The organism is Acinetobacter sp. BWR-L5 (genome assembly GCF_039655985.1).
Taxonomy (GTDB): domain Bacteria; phylum Pseudomonadota; class Gammaproteobacteria; order Pseudomonadales; family Moraxellaceae; genus Acinetobacter; species Acinetobacter johnsonii.
In genome coordinates this window covers 95,825-109,816 of record NZ_JAGFEV010000002.1, presented here as the reverse complement: position 1 = coordinate 109,816, position 13,992 = coordinate 95,825, and the positions used below count along the sequence as shown (strand labels likewise).

Sequence of the window (13,992 nt, the reverse complement as noted above, 5' to 3'; positions counted from 1 at the left end):
CCATGTTTTATAAATTAAATTTTAATTATCAAAATTTAAAAAACGGTCATGGGCAAATATTCACCTCAGCAACAAAGCGAATATCATGCCACGCCTATTTTTTTATCATTCTAATTTAACATTTTGTAAGAAAAATATATGGATATTAATTAGTTATAAATGAGAGGCTCAACCCACATCGGAATATTTTGCCAATTAGTAGCTATTTTTAAATATTCAGTTTAAATAAACTATTGCACAGATTTAATACACCAATGATTCAAATTCGAACATCACAAGAACTACAAAAAACCAAATAAAATATCTCAAGCATTTATTTATTAAAGATAAATATTAATATTTCAGTATAATTACAAATAATATTTTGTATTAAAAATTCAAAAAATCACGACTCATTTTTGATCACTTATTATATGAATAATCATTTTATGATTATTTTTTAATCGATTTATAAGTAATTTTTTGCCATTTTAATTTTTTAAATTCTAGAAAAATGAAAACAAGTTACATAAATTCACATAAATAATAAAATAAAACAATATTTTCCAATAACTTAATTCACAGTCTTTTGTCTATCCCTGAAAGTTGGCATTTGCCTTGCACTCCCTCAGCACAGCAATACCGCTAAATATAGAAAAAGAAGGGTTGAATTTACGATGCAAAAAAACAAACTTGTTCGATCTATGGGGACCCCAACCATCAGCAAATCACTACTTAAACTAAGTACCCTGACTTTAAGTATGATGTGTTTGTCTTTAGCTCATGCAGAAGAAACAGAAAGCTCAGTCTCAGCAGAACCAACTAAAAAAGTTGCTAAAGTGACTGTCACAGGCTCCTCTATCAAAGGAGTTGCAGCTCAAAGTTCTTCACCCATTACCGTCATTAAAGTTGAAGAGCTTGCGCAACAAGGCGTCACAACTGCCGAAGAAGCCTTAACCAAAATCAGTGCCAACCAAGCGGGTTACACAACCGCGCAAAACGTGGGGGCAAGTAATACCTCTGGTTCAACAGCTAACTTGCGCGGCCTAGGTCCAGACAAAACCTTAGTATTATTAAACGGTCGCCGTTTGGCTTATAGCCCTTTTAGTACCTCTGAAACCAACCTCAATACAATTCCTCTAGCAATGGTTGAACGAATTGAAGTCCTTCGTGATGGTGCATCCGCGGTATATGGCGCAGATGCCATTGCTGGGGTGATTAACTTCATCACAAAAAAACAATATGAAGGTTTCGGTATCAGTAGTGGTGTACTCAAACCCGAAGAAAAAGGGGGGGAAGAATACGATGTCTCTATCTTTGGTGGCTATGGCGACTTAGACGAACAAGGTTTTAACGTATATGGCGCAATCAGCTACCAAAAGTCCAAAGAAATTATGGCCAAAGACCGTAAAGTTAGCCGTCGTGGTGGGCTTTTACCTGAATTAGGGATCGATGCTGGCTCTGCGAATGGTTTTCCTGCTAACTTCTATGACCCAACCAGTGGTGTATTAGCCAATCCTTACGGTAATGCCAACTGTAATAACACTCCTAATGTCGTTGCAGAAGATGGTCTGTGTTTTTTAAACACTCAAGCCTTGATTGGTATTCAACCAGAAACAGAAGACTTATCGGCCCTAGGGCGTGCAACTTTCAAACTCAGTGACCAATTCAACGCCATTGCTGAATATGTATATGCAAAAAATGAAGTCACTACCTCAATCGCACCCGATGTCTATAGCCGATCTGTGACACTTCCCAAAGGAAGCCAATATTATCCAGGTGAAGGTATTACTCCTGCTGTTCCCGGTTTAAGTGGTGATCCTTTACAACTCTACCTACGCTCACAAGCAGGTAACCGTGTTTCTAAGACAACCAATGAATCACATCGTATTTTTGCAGGGATTGAAGGTGAAGCATATGGCTGGAACATCGACAGCGGCGTGACCTATGCAAAAGGTAAAGCAAAGGACAGTTTCGTTAGTGGCTATTTAAATCGTAGTCAACTGCAAGAAGGGCTAGATAACGGTACCATTAACCCCTTTGGTCCTTCAGCGGATTCAAGTGTTTGGAATTCATTAGAAGTCAGCGGTACGACCAATGATGCGACCTTAGACTCCACCACCTTTGACTTTACGATCAGCCGTCCAATTTTCACCCTTCCTGCGGGTGACGTGGGTTTTGCCTTCGGCGGTAGCTTTACCACGCAAGACTGGGAAGCAAGGGTAAACTCAGACCTTGTTCGACTTGTCCCAGGTAGTGGCATTGACCCTGACAAACCTATCAGTAAGGGTGACCGTGACATTACAGCCGTTTTCTCAGAGCTACAAATTCCGATTACTTCCACTTTAGAAGCGCAACTTGCAGCACGTTATGATGACTACAGTGACTTTGGCGACACCTTCAACCCGAAAGTGGGTTTACGCTGGGAGCCTTTAAAACAATTAATGTTCCGAAGTACTTACAGTACAGGTTTCCGTGCACCAAGCTTATATGAAATTAATGCGCCGCAAAGCCAAACTTACACGGGGGCAAAATACGATGACCCTGTGCTCTGTCCAGGTGGCGTAGCAACTTCACCGCAATATCAAACAGAATGTAATACCCAGTTTAAGCGTATGCAAGGTGGTAACTCTGAGCTTCAACCCGAAGAATCAACCACATTTACAGCAGGCTTTGTTTTTGAGCCCCTTAAGAACCTAGTCTTAGCAGTCGATTACTACAATATCGAAATCGAAAATCTTATTGGCTTAACGGGTGAAACTTCCATTTTCGAAGATCCAACCAAATATGCAGATCGCTTTGTGCGAGATGCAGACGGCCGTATCCAATACATCAATACCACTTTAATGAATACAGGTGGCATCAAAACCGAAGGGATCGACATTAGCTTAGACTACCTCACTCCTATGACATCAACCGGTCGGTTTGGCTTCGGAATTAATGGAACCTATGTCATCAAAAATGACTACCAAGAAGAAAAAGATGGAGACTGGGAGGGCTTAGTGGGCGTTTATGATGACCCTGCTGTACTGCGCTGGAAACATACCGCAAACATCAACTGGAGCTATGAAGACTGGAAATTGGTCTTTGAACAGCAATTTTTCCGAGGCTATCACGACCAAAATGCAACAGGTGAAGAAGGCTTTGATAACCACAAAGTTCCAGACTATACCCTCTACAACATTGCAGGTACCTATAAAGGTTTCAAAAACTTAACCCTAACGGGTGGTATCAAAAACCTATTTGATGAAGAACCTGCAGCATCAAATGTTCTAGATAACTTCCAATACGGCTATGACCCACGTTACAGCGACCCAACAGGACGTACTTTCTATGTAAGAGGTACATATACGTTCTAAGCGGATCTGAGCCACAGATTGAAATATTCAATCTGTGGTGATGTTTATACATGCTCAACTTTAACCAGATATATATGGATTTTCCCAAGTGCAATCCAATGCTTTTAAAAAGTAGATTTGGCTTAAATTTTAGGAGTAATTATGGGCACTACATTTGAAGATTTAGAAAAAAACTCCGCCAAAAAACTCACAGGTATTGGCATTGTGATTTTCTTACATGTTCTTGTTGGCTTGGTGCTAATGGCGGGCTTGGCAAAAGATATTGTCAAACCCTCAACCGAACCTGTGGAATTGATCATTCTGCAAGATATCAAGCCACCTGAGCCTGAACCACCTAAAGAAGTTCCACTAGAGCCACCAAAAATGGTGGAAAAAGTAGCGCAGCAACCTGACCCCAAACCTGTAGAAAAAGCAATCCCAGTGCAAAAAACAGTTGCTACACCCGTCACTAAACCGACGATAAGCACGCCGACGCCAGTTGCATCATCGCCTTCTCCAAGCCCATCTCCAACCCCAACACCGACTGCCGCTGCTCCATCACCTGCACCCAAACCCACAGGTGTTACACGTGGAGTATCGGAAGGTGAAGCTGGATGCAAAGCTCCAAGCTATCCACGCGAAGCAGAGATGAGTGGTATTTCAGGCACCGTACTGATTTCGGTCTTTGTCGATACCAATGGTAAGGCGCAAGAAGTCAAAGTGAAACGCTCAACAGGTGACCGTACTTTAGACCGAGCAGCAACGAAAGCGTATAGCTTGTGCACATTTAAACCTGCAATGAAAGATGGCGTAGCTCAAAGCGCTTGGTTCGACATCCCATACGAATTTGTTCTCGAATAATTGAAAAAGATCAGCCGACATTAGGAGTTACACAATGCAAAAATTAAAAAACTTTACCGCAGCAAGCCTACTTGGAATGAGCACATTACTTCCTCTACAAGCTATTTTTGCAGAGGAAACCGCTGCGCCCACTACAGCAATGACTACACCAGTCACTGCGACTGAGAAAGCAGCAACACCTGTTCCCCCACCCTTAGCTGAGAAAGCACCTTCTGCTTCAGAAAAAGTACATAACCCTTATGGCTTAGAAGCAATGTGGAAAGAAGGTGATCTGGTGTCTAAAGTGACACTGTTTATTTTGGTGATTATGTCGATTGGGACATGGTACATCATTATTACCAAGTGCTTACAGCAAGGTAAAATCCGCAAACAAGGCCAACATGCCGATAAAAACTTTTGGGAAGCAACCTCTCTCGATAGTGCAACTGAAGGTTTAGATGATGCCAGTGTGTATCGCTTTATTGCTGAAAAAGGCATTAAGTCGACAAAAAACCATGGTGGAACATTATTAGAGCGTATCGACTTTAATACTTGGGTCACTATCTCGATTCAACGCGCTATCGACAAAATTCACAGTCATCTAAGTGGTGGGCTGGCTTTTCTAGCAACTGTAGGTTCAACCGCACCTTTCGTGGGTTTATTCGGTACCGTTTGGGGCATTTACCATGCGTTAACCGCGATTGGGGTATCGGGTCAAGCATCTATTGATAAAGTCGCAGGCCCTGTGGGTGAAGCCTTAATTATGACTGCAATTGGTTTAGCCGTGGCTGTTCCAGCAGTGCTTGGTTACAACTGGTTAACCCGTCGGAATAAAGCCGTGATGGAAGAAGTTCGTACCTTCGGTTCAGACCTGCATGCGGTGTTGTTAAGTGGTGAAATCAGCACCAACAATCCTGTTAACCGTGACATGAAATAAGAACATGAGGAATCAGCCATGGGAATGACGGTAAATTCAAATGACAGCGATGATGATGTAATCGGAACCATTAATACCACACCATTGGTTGATATTATGTTGGTTTTGCTAATTATTTTTCTCATTACAGTGCCTGTTGCAGTTCATACCGTACCAGTCAATTTGCCTGAAGAAAAGAATGTGCCTTATGAAACAAAACCTGAAAATATTCAACTCGCAGTCAATAAAAATGGCGATATTTTCTGGAATGAAAGTTACATTGCCGACAAAGCCACTTTACTGGCACGACTACAAACAGAGGCACAAAAGAGACCTCAGCCCGATGTCCACATTCGTGGTGACCAACTTACGCCATACGATGCGATTGACCAAGTCATTACCACCACGCAGCAAGCGGGCATTGGCAAAATTGCCTTTGTCACCACACCGCCCTCTTCACCTTAATCAAAGAAGGATTCAGCTATGGGTATGAATGTTGGTTCCAATCAAGATGATGAAGATGTGATGCTTGATGTCAACATGACGCCTTTGATTGATGTCATGTTGGTATTACTGATTATGTTCATTATCACGATTCCATTGCCAAACAACGCCATTAATATCAACCTCCCGAATGGCACACCACCACCAGTTCAGGAAAAGCCACCTGAAATCGTGGAATTACGCTTAGATGCTCAAGGCAAAATGTTTTGGAATGAACAAGCTGTGGAGTCCAAACAAGCGCTCGAAGCCTTGTTTCAAACCGTTGCTCAAAAAGCAGATCAAGACCAAATTAAACTCAAAGCTGACCGCGCAACGGAATATAAATACATTGCGATGGTCATGGCCGCAGCCCAACGCCTTGATGTGAAAAAAATTGGAGTCGTGAGTAATCAATAAATAAAACCGTCAAAAAAACCGCTGACAACTTTTGCTGTTCGCGGTTTTTTTCTTTTTTAATGACTCTACGAATTACTTCAATATGGGGATGTCGATCCACAATGCTTGCGGAAAATGTGTCGCCAAATAAGCTTTTAAATAGCTCGCAGTATCTTTAGAAATGAGTTCATCTTGTGACTCATCATTTAAGTTATAGGCTAAAGCGTAAAGCTCTAAACCACGGCTTTTCAGTGCTTCTAAACTTAAAATGGTATGGTTAATACTGCCCAAACGCCCCGAACTCACCAAAATGACAGGCAGTTGCTTGGCTGCAATATAGTCAATGCTAAGCAAATCTGTGGTTAAAGGCACCATCAAACCACCCGCACCTTCTAACAACACCACCTCATATTTTTCAGCCAGCTGCTGAGTAGCACGCTCGATTTTTGCAAAATCAATCTCACGACCATCAATTTTAGTCGCTAAATGTGGCGATGCAGGATAACTAAAAATTTCAGGCATGGTCAGCTTACTGTCATCTTCAGGAAACCAGCCCATACCCATAATTTTACGGTGCTGTTCAATGTCTTCAGAAACATCAACATTGCCCGTTTGCACTAGCTTTTGGGTAATGGTTTTTTGGCCTTGCTCATTCCAAAGCTTGGCTAAGTAGCCCGTGGTATAGGTTTTCCCAATGCCTGTATCGATTCCACTGATAAAGTAAACTGATCCAGTCATGGCATTCTCCGTGCAATACAATAAATAGGGTGATAACTCAGGCGATAATGAATCTGCCCAGAGGTATCGAGTTGTGAAAACTGTTGATAATCTTGATAAAAGCGTTCGAGTGAGTGCTTGGTCCAACGAAAGCTCGATGCAGTTGCCGTAACCCCTGTGGCTTTTAAGTGTTGCAGTATCTGTTTCGGTGTCGCAAAGTCTAAGCACTCAATTTGTTCAGACAAATGCAGAACTTCAAAGCCTTGATTTTGCAATTTTTCCCGTAGTTGATCGAGGTTGACATAATCTAAACCTTGCCCCGTTAAGGTCTTAATCTCTTGTAAATTCCGCTCACCAAAAGTGGAAAAACAAAATAGACCTTGTGGAAGCAGACTGTCATTCGCTTTCTGAAAAACAGCAGCAAGATCTGTCATCCACTGCAGTGCAGAGGTCGATACAATCAGTTCCAAATGAGCTGGAAAAACAAGCTGTTCAATGTCACCCAATAACCAGTCTATATTCAAATAACCCTGAAAGTGCTGCTGCACCTCAGCATATAAGTCATTCAGTAAATAGTGCTGAATTTGGAAATTTTTCAGCAATAGATGGCTTAAATTGCCCGAACCACAACCAATTTCAAACACCCGCTCAAATTGCGTTTTAGTGGCATAACATTGGATTAAATTAAAAAGCTGGCGTGCAATTTGCTTTTGCACAACCGCATGCTCACTATAGCTTTGCCCTGCCTGAGCAAAGCGCAATGCGACTTGTGCTTTATCAATCTCTAAATTCTTCACGACTCACTCACAACAACTGAATCAACTGATCTAAATCAGTATGGCGAACTTGAGCGGTCAAGGAAATACGTAGTCTAGAACTATGCTGCGGCACAGTCGGTGGTCGTACAGGCATAATATAAAAACCTGCCTGTTGCAAAGCTTTTGCCTTCTCTACCGTTTTGCTCGAATCACCGATGATCACAGGGACAATTTGAGACGTTGATGGACAATCAAAACCTTTGGCCTGAACCGCTTGCTGCAAGGTCTGACTGATACTGTGTAAATGCTGACGTGCATTATTTAACTGTAAGACTTGTTGCAAGATAAAGTTGCTCCACGCCATGCAGATCGGCGGTTGTGCCGTACTAAAAATCAATGGGCGCATCGTATTGATCAGATAGTCTCGAATCACAGGGTGACAAATCAGATAGCCACCGATTGAAGCCATAGCCTTACCCAAAGCACCAACCAAAAAGTCGATCTCATCAATCACTTGGTATTGCTCGGCACAGCCCAAACCTTGCTCACCACGCACACCAATACCATGTGCTTCATCAACATAGAGCATGACTTTTTCAAACTGTTTTTTGATGCGGACCAATTCAGCCAAATCGGTTTCATCACCATCCATACTAAAAATGGACTCGGTCACCACAATAATCCGCTCAAAAGCATCATCGGCATGATACTTGTGTAAAAGTTGGGTTAAATGCGCCAAGTCATTATGGCGATAACGTACCAACTTCGCTGTCGATAAACGAATACCATCAATCATGCTGGCATGGATTAATTTATCAGCCAGAATTAGGGTTTTACTGTCCGCTAACGCAGGTAAAATACCAATATTCATGTGATAGCCGCTGTTGAATACCAAAGCCGCTCGACCATGAAAAGCTTGACTCAGACTGCTCTCAAACTGTTCATATTCAGGAAAATTACCCGTCAATAAACGTGAAGAAGCTGAACTCATCCAGCGCTGCGCATTCGGTGTTTCATCGAAAAACTGTTCTCGTAATTCGATATTTGCAGCCAATCCTAGATAATCATTCGATGCCAAATTCAACATCTCATGATCATTAATTCGAATCATCCGCCCTTGCTGCACATTGGACGTAAACCGGCGCAAATTGCCTTGTTGTTTAAGGATATCCAACTGCGCTGCAAAATGCTCTACATGCTTCATACAACAGGCTCCTGCATCTGCACCACCACTTCAACCAATTGCTCAAGCAAGGTCTTCAGCTCATGTGAGGTAATCACATAAGGGGGCATCACATAAACCAGTTTTCCAAATGGTCGCACCCAAATACCACGGCGGACAAACTCTTGTTGTAAGGTCTTCATATCCACATTAAACGTCAGCTCAACCACACCAATGGCACCCAATACACGAACTTCATAGACATATTCAAGTGACTGCAACGGTGTCAAAGCGGTACGAAGTTGTGTTTCAATGCGTTGAATATTGCTTTGCCAATCTTGTGAAATGAGGAGTTCTGTACTTTTCGCCGCCACCGCACACGCCAAGGGATTGGCCATAAACGTTGGGCCGTGCATAAACACACCCGCTTCGCCTCGACTGATGGTTTCAGCAATATGCTTTGTGGTTAAGGTTGCAGACAAGGTCATATAGCCGCCTGTTAAACCTTTACCCATACACATAATGTCAGGTTCGACCTGTGCATGCTCCCAAGCAAAGAGTTTCCCCGTACGCCCAAAACCCGTCGCAATTTCATCAAAAATCAGTAAAACACCATATTTTTCACAGAGCAATTTAGCCTGTCGTAAGTACTCAGGATGATAAAAACGCATCCCTCCTGCACCCTGAACAATCGGCTCAATAATCAGCGCGGCGATACTTTCATGCTGTGCAGCTAAGGTGTTTTCAAGCTCACAAATATCCTTCTGATCCCATGCTGCATCAAAGGCAACTTGCGGTGCAGGAACAAAAATACGATTGGGTAAGCTTGAGCCAAAAATTTGATGCATCCCTGTGACAGGGTCACAGACCGACATCGCATTCCATGTATCACCATGGTAGCCCGAACGCGGGGTGACAAAATTGGTTTTGTCTTGTTTCCCAAGCGAAGTCCAATACTGAACTGCCATCTTTAACGCCACTTCAACTGCAACAGAACCTGAGTCTGCATAGAAAATTTTATCTAAACTTGGCGGGGTGATTTGCAACAGTAATTTGCCCAGTTGAATGGCGGGATGATGGCTAAAACCACCAAACATAATATGCGACATGTTTTGCAATTGATCTGTCACCGCCTGATTCAGTTCAGGATGGTTATAGCCGTGTATGGTGCACCACCACGAAGACATCCCATCAATCAGCTGACGACCATCCTCTAACTCAATGGTTGAGCCAAAGGCTTTTCTAACTTTAAAGGTGGGGAGCGGATTGGTCATCGAGGTATAAGGATGCCAAATATGTTCCCGATCAAATGCTAAGTCATCCAACTCACCATCCAATTTGGCATTGATCTCAGTCATCCTTAACTCCATATCGACTACAGTTACAGCAAAATTTCAATTTGACTGATCTTAAACCTGCGCGCATCAAAAAGAAATTGCGATATTCGCCACTCAGCGAATTGTTTAATCCATTTTTTGTAAATATTGGCAGATTTTGTCAGTTACTTCATCAGCATGAAAAACTGGAAGTCCATGTGAACCACTTAAAAGCATCGCATCTAAAAAATTTGCACCTAAAGCTTTTAAATTATCCAAGACTTTGTAGCTAACTAAAAAATCTTGTTTAGCCAGCAGATGGAGTTGATGCCCAGTATAATTTTGTAAGATCTCAACCGTATTTAAATGCTCTAAGCAATTGAGTCCCTGTTTTAATAGATCTAAAGACTGAGGCTGAAGCAAACTTTGCAACTGCAAAAAATCTTGCTTGGTGGTTGCCGTCCCTTGGCATACCATAAATCCAAATTTCTTTAAGGTTGCAATCGCATCGGCTTCAAAGGATTGTTTAAAGCTCTGAAATATTGCTGGACGCATCGCGATTGGCCAGTTTTCATGCGCCACAAAGCACGGATTTGAAGCCAGAGTAATTAATACTTTTTGCTGTTGATACTGCTGTTCAACAGCCGCGACCAATAAAGTTGCCAGTTGCCCCCCCAAAGACCAACCTATAATGACATCAAAATCTTTGGCTTGTTCAGCATGTTGCTGCAACACCTGTGTATCCAATCCATTAAAAATATTGATCAGCTCAACCGAATGGCCTTTATGCTGCAAAGCATGAGCCAAAGGTTGTAGTAACTTGGTCCCACCACCCCAGCCCGTGATGAGTAAAATACGTTGATTCAATGCAGACTCTAAAACTGTAAATTTCAAACAGTATAAAACCTCAGACTCCGTTGCAAAGCAAGCCCTTTGAATGAACAGCAAATTTAAACAAATAATTCAGATTTAGACACCAGAATCTCAGCACTTTAGTGCCTTAAAATTTGCTAAGATCAATGAAATACATTTCTGGACAGCCTACACCATGAAAATAATGCAAGTGGCAACGATTAGCTTACTTTCGCTAGGTAGTTTCTGTGCCATCAGTAATGCCACTTATGCAGCACCAGCTTTTTCAAGCGCTTCATCAGACCAAAAGCAATGGGTAGGCAAGCCCGCACCGAGTTTTAAGTTACAAGATCAAAATTCCAAATGGCATGAGCTCAAACAATATCAAGGCAAATGGGTCGTTCTCTATTTTTATCCGAAAGATGACTCACCGGGCTGCACCCAAGAAGCCAATCAGTTTAAAGCACTCTACCCACAATTTAGCAAAAATAATGCGGTGGTCTTAGGCGTGAGTTTGGACGATGTACAGTCACATCAAAAATTTTCTAAAAAGTTGGGACTGAATTTCCCTATTTTGGCTGATCACAATCATCAACTGGCAAATCAACTCGGCATCGTACGGAACTTAGGCATCGCGAAAATTGCGAAACGTGAAACCTTTCTGATTGACCCACAAGGTACAGTGGTTTATCACTACAGCAGTGTAAATACCCAAACCCATGCGGGACAAGTATTGGCAGATATTCAAAAATTCTCTAAAAAATAACCCATACAAAAAAGCCTTCGGACATTGATTCGAAGGCTTTTTGATTACTCAGTATGTAAATACACATGCCACCTTTACATAAAACTGGTAGCTGGCATCTCTTACATTTGAGACTGAATGTAGTTTTGCAGACCAATCAATTCAATTAAACGTAATTGTTTTTCTAACCAATAAGTATGGTCTTCTTCGGTATCTGACATTTGCTGACGTAACATGTCACGGGTAATGTAATCACCCTTTTCTTCACACAATTTTACGCCTTGTGCTAATTTTTCACGTACATGATATTCAAGCTTTAAATCGGCTTTTAAGCATGAAACCACATCTTCACCAATTTCAACGTCATCACGTTGCATATTCGGTGTGCCTTCCAAAAACAAAACACGACGAATAATCGCATCCGCATGTTGTGCTTCTTCTTGCATTTCATGATCAATACGTTCAAAGATTTTGCTTAAGCCCCAATCTTCATACATACGTGAATGAATGAGATATTGATCGCGTGCAGCCAATTCTCCACCGATCAACATATTTAAGTAGTCTACGACTTCAGGATTGCCACGCATTTCAAAATCTCCATTCTCTAATGCAACTATTATGGACACATTTAATTCACTTTGCAAAAGATAAATTATGTAAGCTTATGATTTTTATAAAATTAAAATGAGAAACATACGCATTTGCAGTATGAATCATCAAAATAATAGTTATAAAAGAAGCCTTTGCAAAACTTCATCCCTTTTACAAAGGCTTTTTAGGCTTGAACCGCCCTGTGCTTCATTTTGTAACCATTAAAAATGCTTCTTATTTCAGCCTTGGAACGGTATTCATTCTTTCATTTTTTTTGTGCAACGGACCAAAGAGAACCCACTTCAGCGGACTGGACTCGGGCCTGAGCTTGGCGATAAAAACGGAAAAATAACCCTGCAAAAAGAATAGCAAAGACGTCAACCCACCATAAAGAGGAAGAAGATGACCATAGCCCAATCTCAGGTAAGAGCAGTGCTATAGCAGAAGTCAAAGGCATGAGCAGTAAAACAATCACAATCGACAGCAATAACGTTGGTAATGCTCGTGCTGCGCCCAGTACGAAGCTCAGCATTAAACTGAAGATAAAAATCGCATAATAGATATACATAAACCATGCGTTGATGCTGTGTAGTTCAGGACTGAGTACATAGGCCCAGCGCCCGATCAACATACTCATAACAATGCCAAAGACCGTTCCCAAACATGCCCCTATTGTTAAGTTTGCGATGAATTGCACATCCTTACGCTGTGCAGGTGGTGCTAACTTTGGATTTTTTTGTCGTTTCACTCGAGACTCAATCCATAACAGATTACCTGAGTAAAATAAAAATGCTCCGCCCAGCCCCAAGGCCAAATACAACCACCGGGTAAAATCTCCGCCATAGTTACCAAAGTGCAAACTGAACATCGATCGAATCAATTGATCTAGACCAGAACTTTGGGTATTTAAATTGTCTGTACTATAGGGTGCGGGCTGGTAAGGATTGAAAAACATCACGTCGAAGTTATCTCCACGTAACATCTGGTCAGGGCTGTATAAACTCACGCGTGCCGATGCCTTGGCGGGTTGGTCTAGATTGTTAAAGCTTACAGACGAGACCTCATAGCCCTGTGCTTGTTGCTGTACCTGTAAGAGTATTTTTTCAACATCCAGTTGAGGAACTGGATCTACAATCTGCACCGCAGCGGGACGTTCAAACAATGGTTTGCCTTTGGACACCAACTGCCCCAAGCCATCATAAAATAAATCATGAAATGCAAAAACAATCACCGTCACACTAATCAAAATATGAAACGGTAAACTGGTAATGCCAATCACATTATGCGCATCGAGCCAAAAACGTTTTTTGTTCTTACCTTGTCGTATCGCAAAATAGTCTTTGACCAACGTTGGCAAGAGAACGATCAAGCCTGTCATCAGCGCCAAAAAATATAAGACCGATACCACACCCATGACATAAACACCGAGTGTATGGTGTCCAAGCATCCCCGGAATGCCTGCCGTTTCATGCAGCTGTTCAATCAACCAACCTAGTTTGGATAAGTTTTCTTGTTCAACCTGTAGAGTGCCATCTGGTTTCAGTGTCGCTAACATCGCGCTTTGATCGGTATCGAAAGCATGATCATCATGTGCTTGACTTTGCACAGGTTGCCACTGAATCGGGGCATAATGGAACTCTTTGGAGTTTAAATTGATCTGGAAACTTTTTTGCGCTTCAGGATACTGCTGCTGTACCTGTGACACCAAATCGTTGTACTGATGGAATTCAACCGTATTTAAACTTTGTTGCGGTGGCGTTGCCCACTTACTCAAATCATGCTGAAACATACTCAGCCCACCTGCAAAAAAGCAAATGAACAAGAGAATGCCTGCGCAAATTCCTACCCATGTATGTAACTCTTTGGCCAGTCGGAGAATATCTGTACGTACCTTCATGC

13 protein-coding genes are annotated in these 13,992 nt (G+C 42.0%); 6 read left to right on the top strand and 7 right to left on the bottom strand.

Annotated elements, in window-relative coordinates:
• Positions 1–656: 656 nt before the first annotated feature.
• The 5 genes from JZ787_RS04050 (at position 657) to JZ787_RS04030 (ending at position 5,973) form a co-directional block, all read left to right on the top strand.
• Entirely contained in the window at positions 657–3,338 is a 2,682-nt protein-coding gene (locus tag JZ787_RS04050) for a TonB-dependent receptor (protein ID WP_333653542.1), read from the top strand.
• 141 nt (positions 3,339–3,479) lie between these two features.
• Positions 3,480–4,178 carry an energy transducer TonB gene (locus tag JZ787_RS04045; RefSeq protein WP_168158221.1) on the top strand — a complete coding sequence of 233 codons (699 nt, stop codon included), beginning with the start codon at positions 3,480–3,482 and terminating at the stop codon, positions 4,176–4,178.
• 34 nt (positions 4,179–4,212) lie between these two features.
• Positions 4,213–5,094 carry a MotA/TolQ/ExbB proton channel family protein gene (locus tag JZ787_RS04040; RefSeq protein WP_346311730.1) on the top strand — a complete coding sequence of 294 codons (882 nt, stop codon included), beginning with the start codon at positions 4,213–4,215 and terminating at the stop codon, positions 5,092–5,094.
• An 18-nt stretch (positions 5,095–5,112) separates the two neighbouring features.
• Positions 5,113–5,538, top strand: a complete 426-nt coding sequence (locus tag JZ787_RS04035) for a biopolymer transporter ExbD (RefSeq protein ID WP_078389253.1) — start codon at positions 5,113–5,115, stop codon at positions 5,536–5,538.
• 18 nt (positions 5,539–5,556) lie between these two features.
• Positions 5,557–5,973, top strand: coding sequence for a biopolymer transporter ExbD (locus JZ787_RS04030; protein ID WP_004695313.1), 417 nt, complete (start codon positions 5,557–5,559; stop codon positions 5,971–5,973).
• Positions 5,974–6,045: 72 nt separating this feature from the next.
• Here JZ787_RS04030 and bioD read toward each other — a convergent pair whose 3' ends face one another.
• From bioD to JZ787_RS04005, 5 genes are all read right to left on the bottom strand, one after another.
• A complete protein-coding gene (gene bioD / locus JZ787_RS04025; protein WP_346311729.1) occupies positions 6,046–6,690 on the bottom strand; it encodes a dethiobiotin synthase in 645 nt (214 codons plus the stop codon).
• Positions 6,687–7,466 (bottom strand): malonyl-ACP O-methyltransferase BioC, encoded by a 780-nt coding sequence (gene bioC, locus JZ787_RS04020; protein WP_346311728.1) that lies wholly within the window; start codon positions 7,464–7,466, stop codon positions 6,687–6,689. The genes bioD and bioC overlap by 4 nt, the downstream gene beginning before the upstream one ends.
• A 7-nt stretch (positions 7,467–7,473) precedes the next feature.
• Positions 7,474–8,631 (bottom strand): 8-amino-7-oxononanoate synthase, encoded by a 1,158-nt coding sequence (locus tag JZ787_RS04015; RefSeq protein ID WP_346311727.1) that lies wholly within the window; start codon positions 8,629–8,631, stop codon positions 7,474–7,476.
• A complete protein-coding gene (bioA, locus tag JZ787_RS04010) occupies positions 8,628–9,947 on the bottom strand; it encodes an adenosylmethionine--8-amino-7-oxononanoate transaminase (RefSeq protein WP_346311726.1) in 1,320 nt (439 codons plus the stop codon). Before bioA ends, JZ787_RS04015 begins: the two co-directional genes overlap by 4 nt.
• Positions 9,948–10,052: 105 nt before the next feature.
• Positions 10,053–10,799 (bottom strand): hydrolase, encoded by a 747-nt coding sequence (locus JZ787_RS04005; protein ID WP_346311725.1) that lies wholly within the window; start codon positions 10,797–10,799, stop codon positions 10,053–10,055.
• A 154-nt stretch (positions 10,800–10,953) separates the two neighbouring features.
• On the opposite strand from JZ787_RS04005, the gene JZ787_RS04000 reads away from it, so the two are divergent.
• Entirely contained in the window at positions 10,954–11,523 is a 570-nt protein-coding gene (locus JZ787_RS04000) for a peroxiredoxin (RefSeq protein ID WP_168158228.1), read from the top strand.
• A 101-nt stretch (positions 11,524–11,624) separates the two neighbouring features.
• Here the strand turns inward: JZ787_RS04000 and bfr are convergent, their stop codons facing one another.
• Both bfr and JZ787_RS03990 read right to left on the bottom strand, forming a co-directional pair.
• A complete protein-coding gene (gene bfr, locus JZ787_RS03995) occupies positions 11,625–12,089 on the bottom strand; it encodes a bacterioferritin (protein ID WP_004695301.1) in 465 nt (154 codons plus the stop codon).
• 269 nt (positions 12,090–12,358) lie between these two features.
• The gene (locus JZ787_RS03990) at positions 12,359–13,990 is read right to left on the bottom strand and encodes a PepSY-associated TM helix domain-containing protein (RefSeq protein WP_346311724.1); all 1,632 of its coding nucleotides are present in this window, start codon (positions 13,988–13,990) and stop codon (positions 12,359–12,361) included.
• Positions 13,991–13,992 lie beyond the last annotated feature (2 nt).

Bases quoted from the DNA above. Each gene is read 5' to 3' on its own strand.
- JZ787_RS04015 (WP_346311727.1), bottom strand. From the start codon at position 8,631: ATGAAGCATGTAGAGCATTTTGCAGCGCAGTTGGATATCCTTAAACAA.
- bioD (WP_346311729.1), bottom strand. From the start codon at position 6,690: ATGACTGGATCAGTTTACTTTATCAGTGGAATCGATACAGGCATTGGG.
- JZ787_RS04050 (WP_333653542.1), top strand. From the start codon at position 657: ATGCAAAAAAACAAACTTGTTCGATCTATGGGGACCCCAACCATCAGC.
- JZ787_RS04040 (WP_346311730.1), top strand. From the start codon at position 4,213: ATGCAAAAATTAAAAAACTTTACCGCAGCAAGCCTACTTGGAATGAGC.
- bioA (WP_346311726.1), bottom strand. From the start codon at position 9,947: ATGACTGAGATCAATGCCAAATTGGATGGTGAGTTGGATGACTTAGCA.
- JZ787_RS04000 (WP_168158228.1), top strand. From the start codon at position 10,954: ATGAAAATAATGCAAGTGGCAACGATTAGCTTACTTTCGCTAGGTAGT.
- bfr (WP_004695301.1), bottom strand. From the start codon at position 12,089: ATGCGTGGCAATCCTGAAGTCGTAGACTACTTAAATATGTTGATCGGT.
- JZ787_RS04035 (WP_078389253.1), top strand. From the start codon at position 5,113: ATGGGAATGACGGTAAATTCAAATGACAGCGATGATGATGTAATCGGA.
- JZ787_RS04030 (WP_004695313.1), top strand. From the start codon at position 5,557: ATGGGTATGAATGTTGGTTCCAATCAAGATGATGAAGATGTGATGCTT.
- JZ787_RS03990 (WP_346311724.1), bottom strand. From the start codon at position 13,990: ATGAAGGTACGTACAGATATTCTCCGACTGGCCAAAGAGTTACATACA.
- JZ787_RS04045 (WP_168158221.1), top strand. From the start codon at position 3,480: ATGGGCACTACATTTGAAGATTTAGAAAAAAACTCCGCCAAAAAACTC.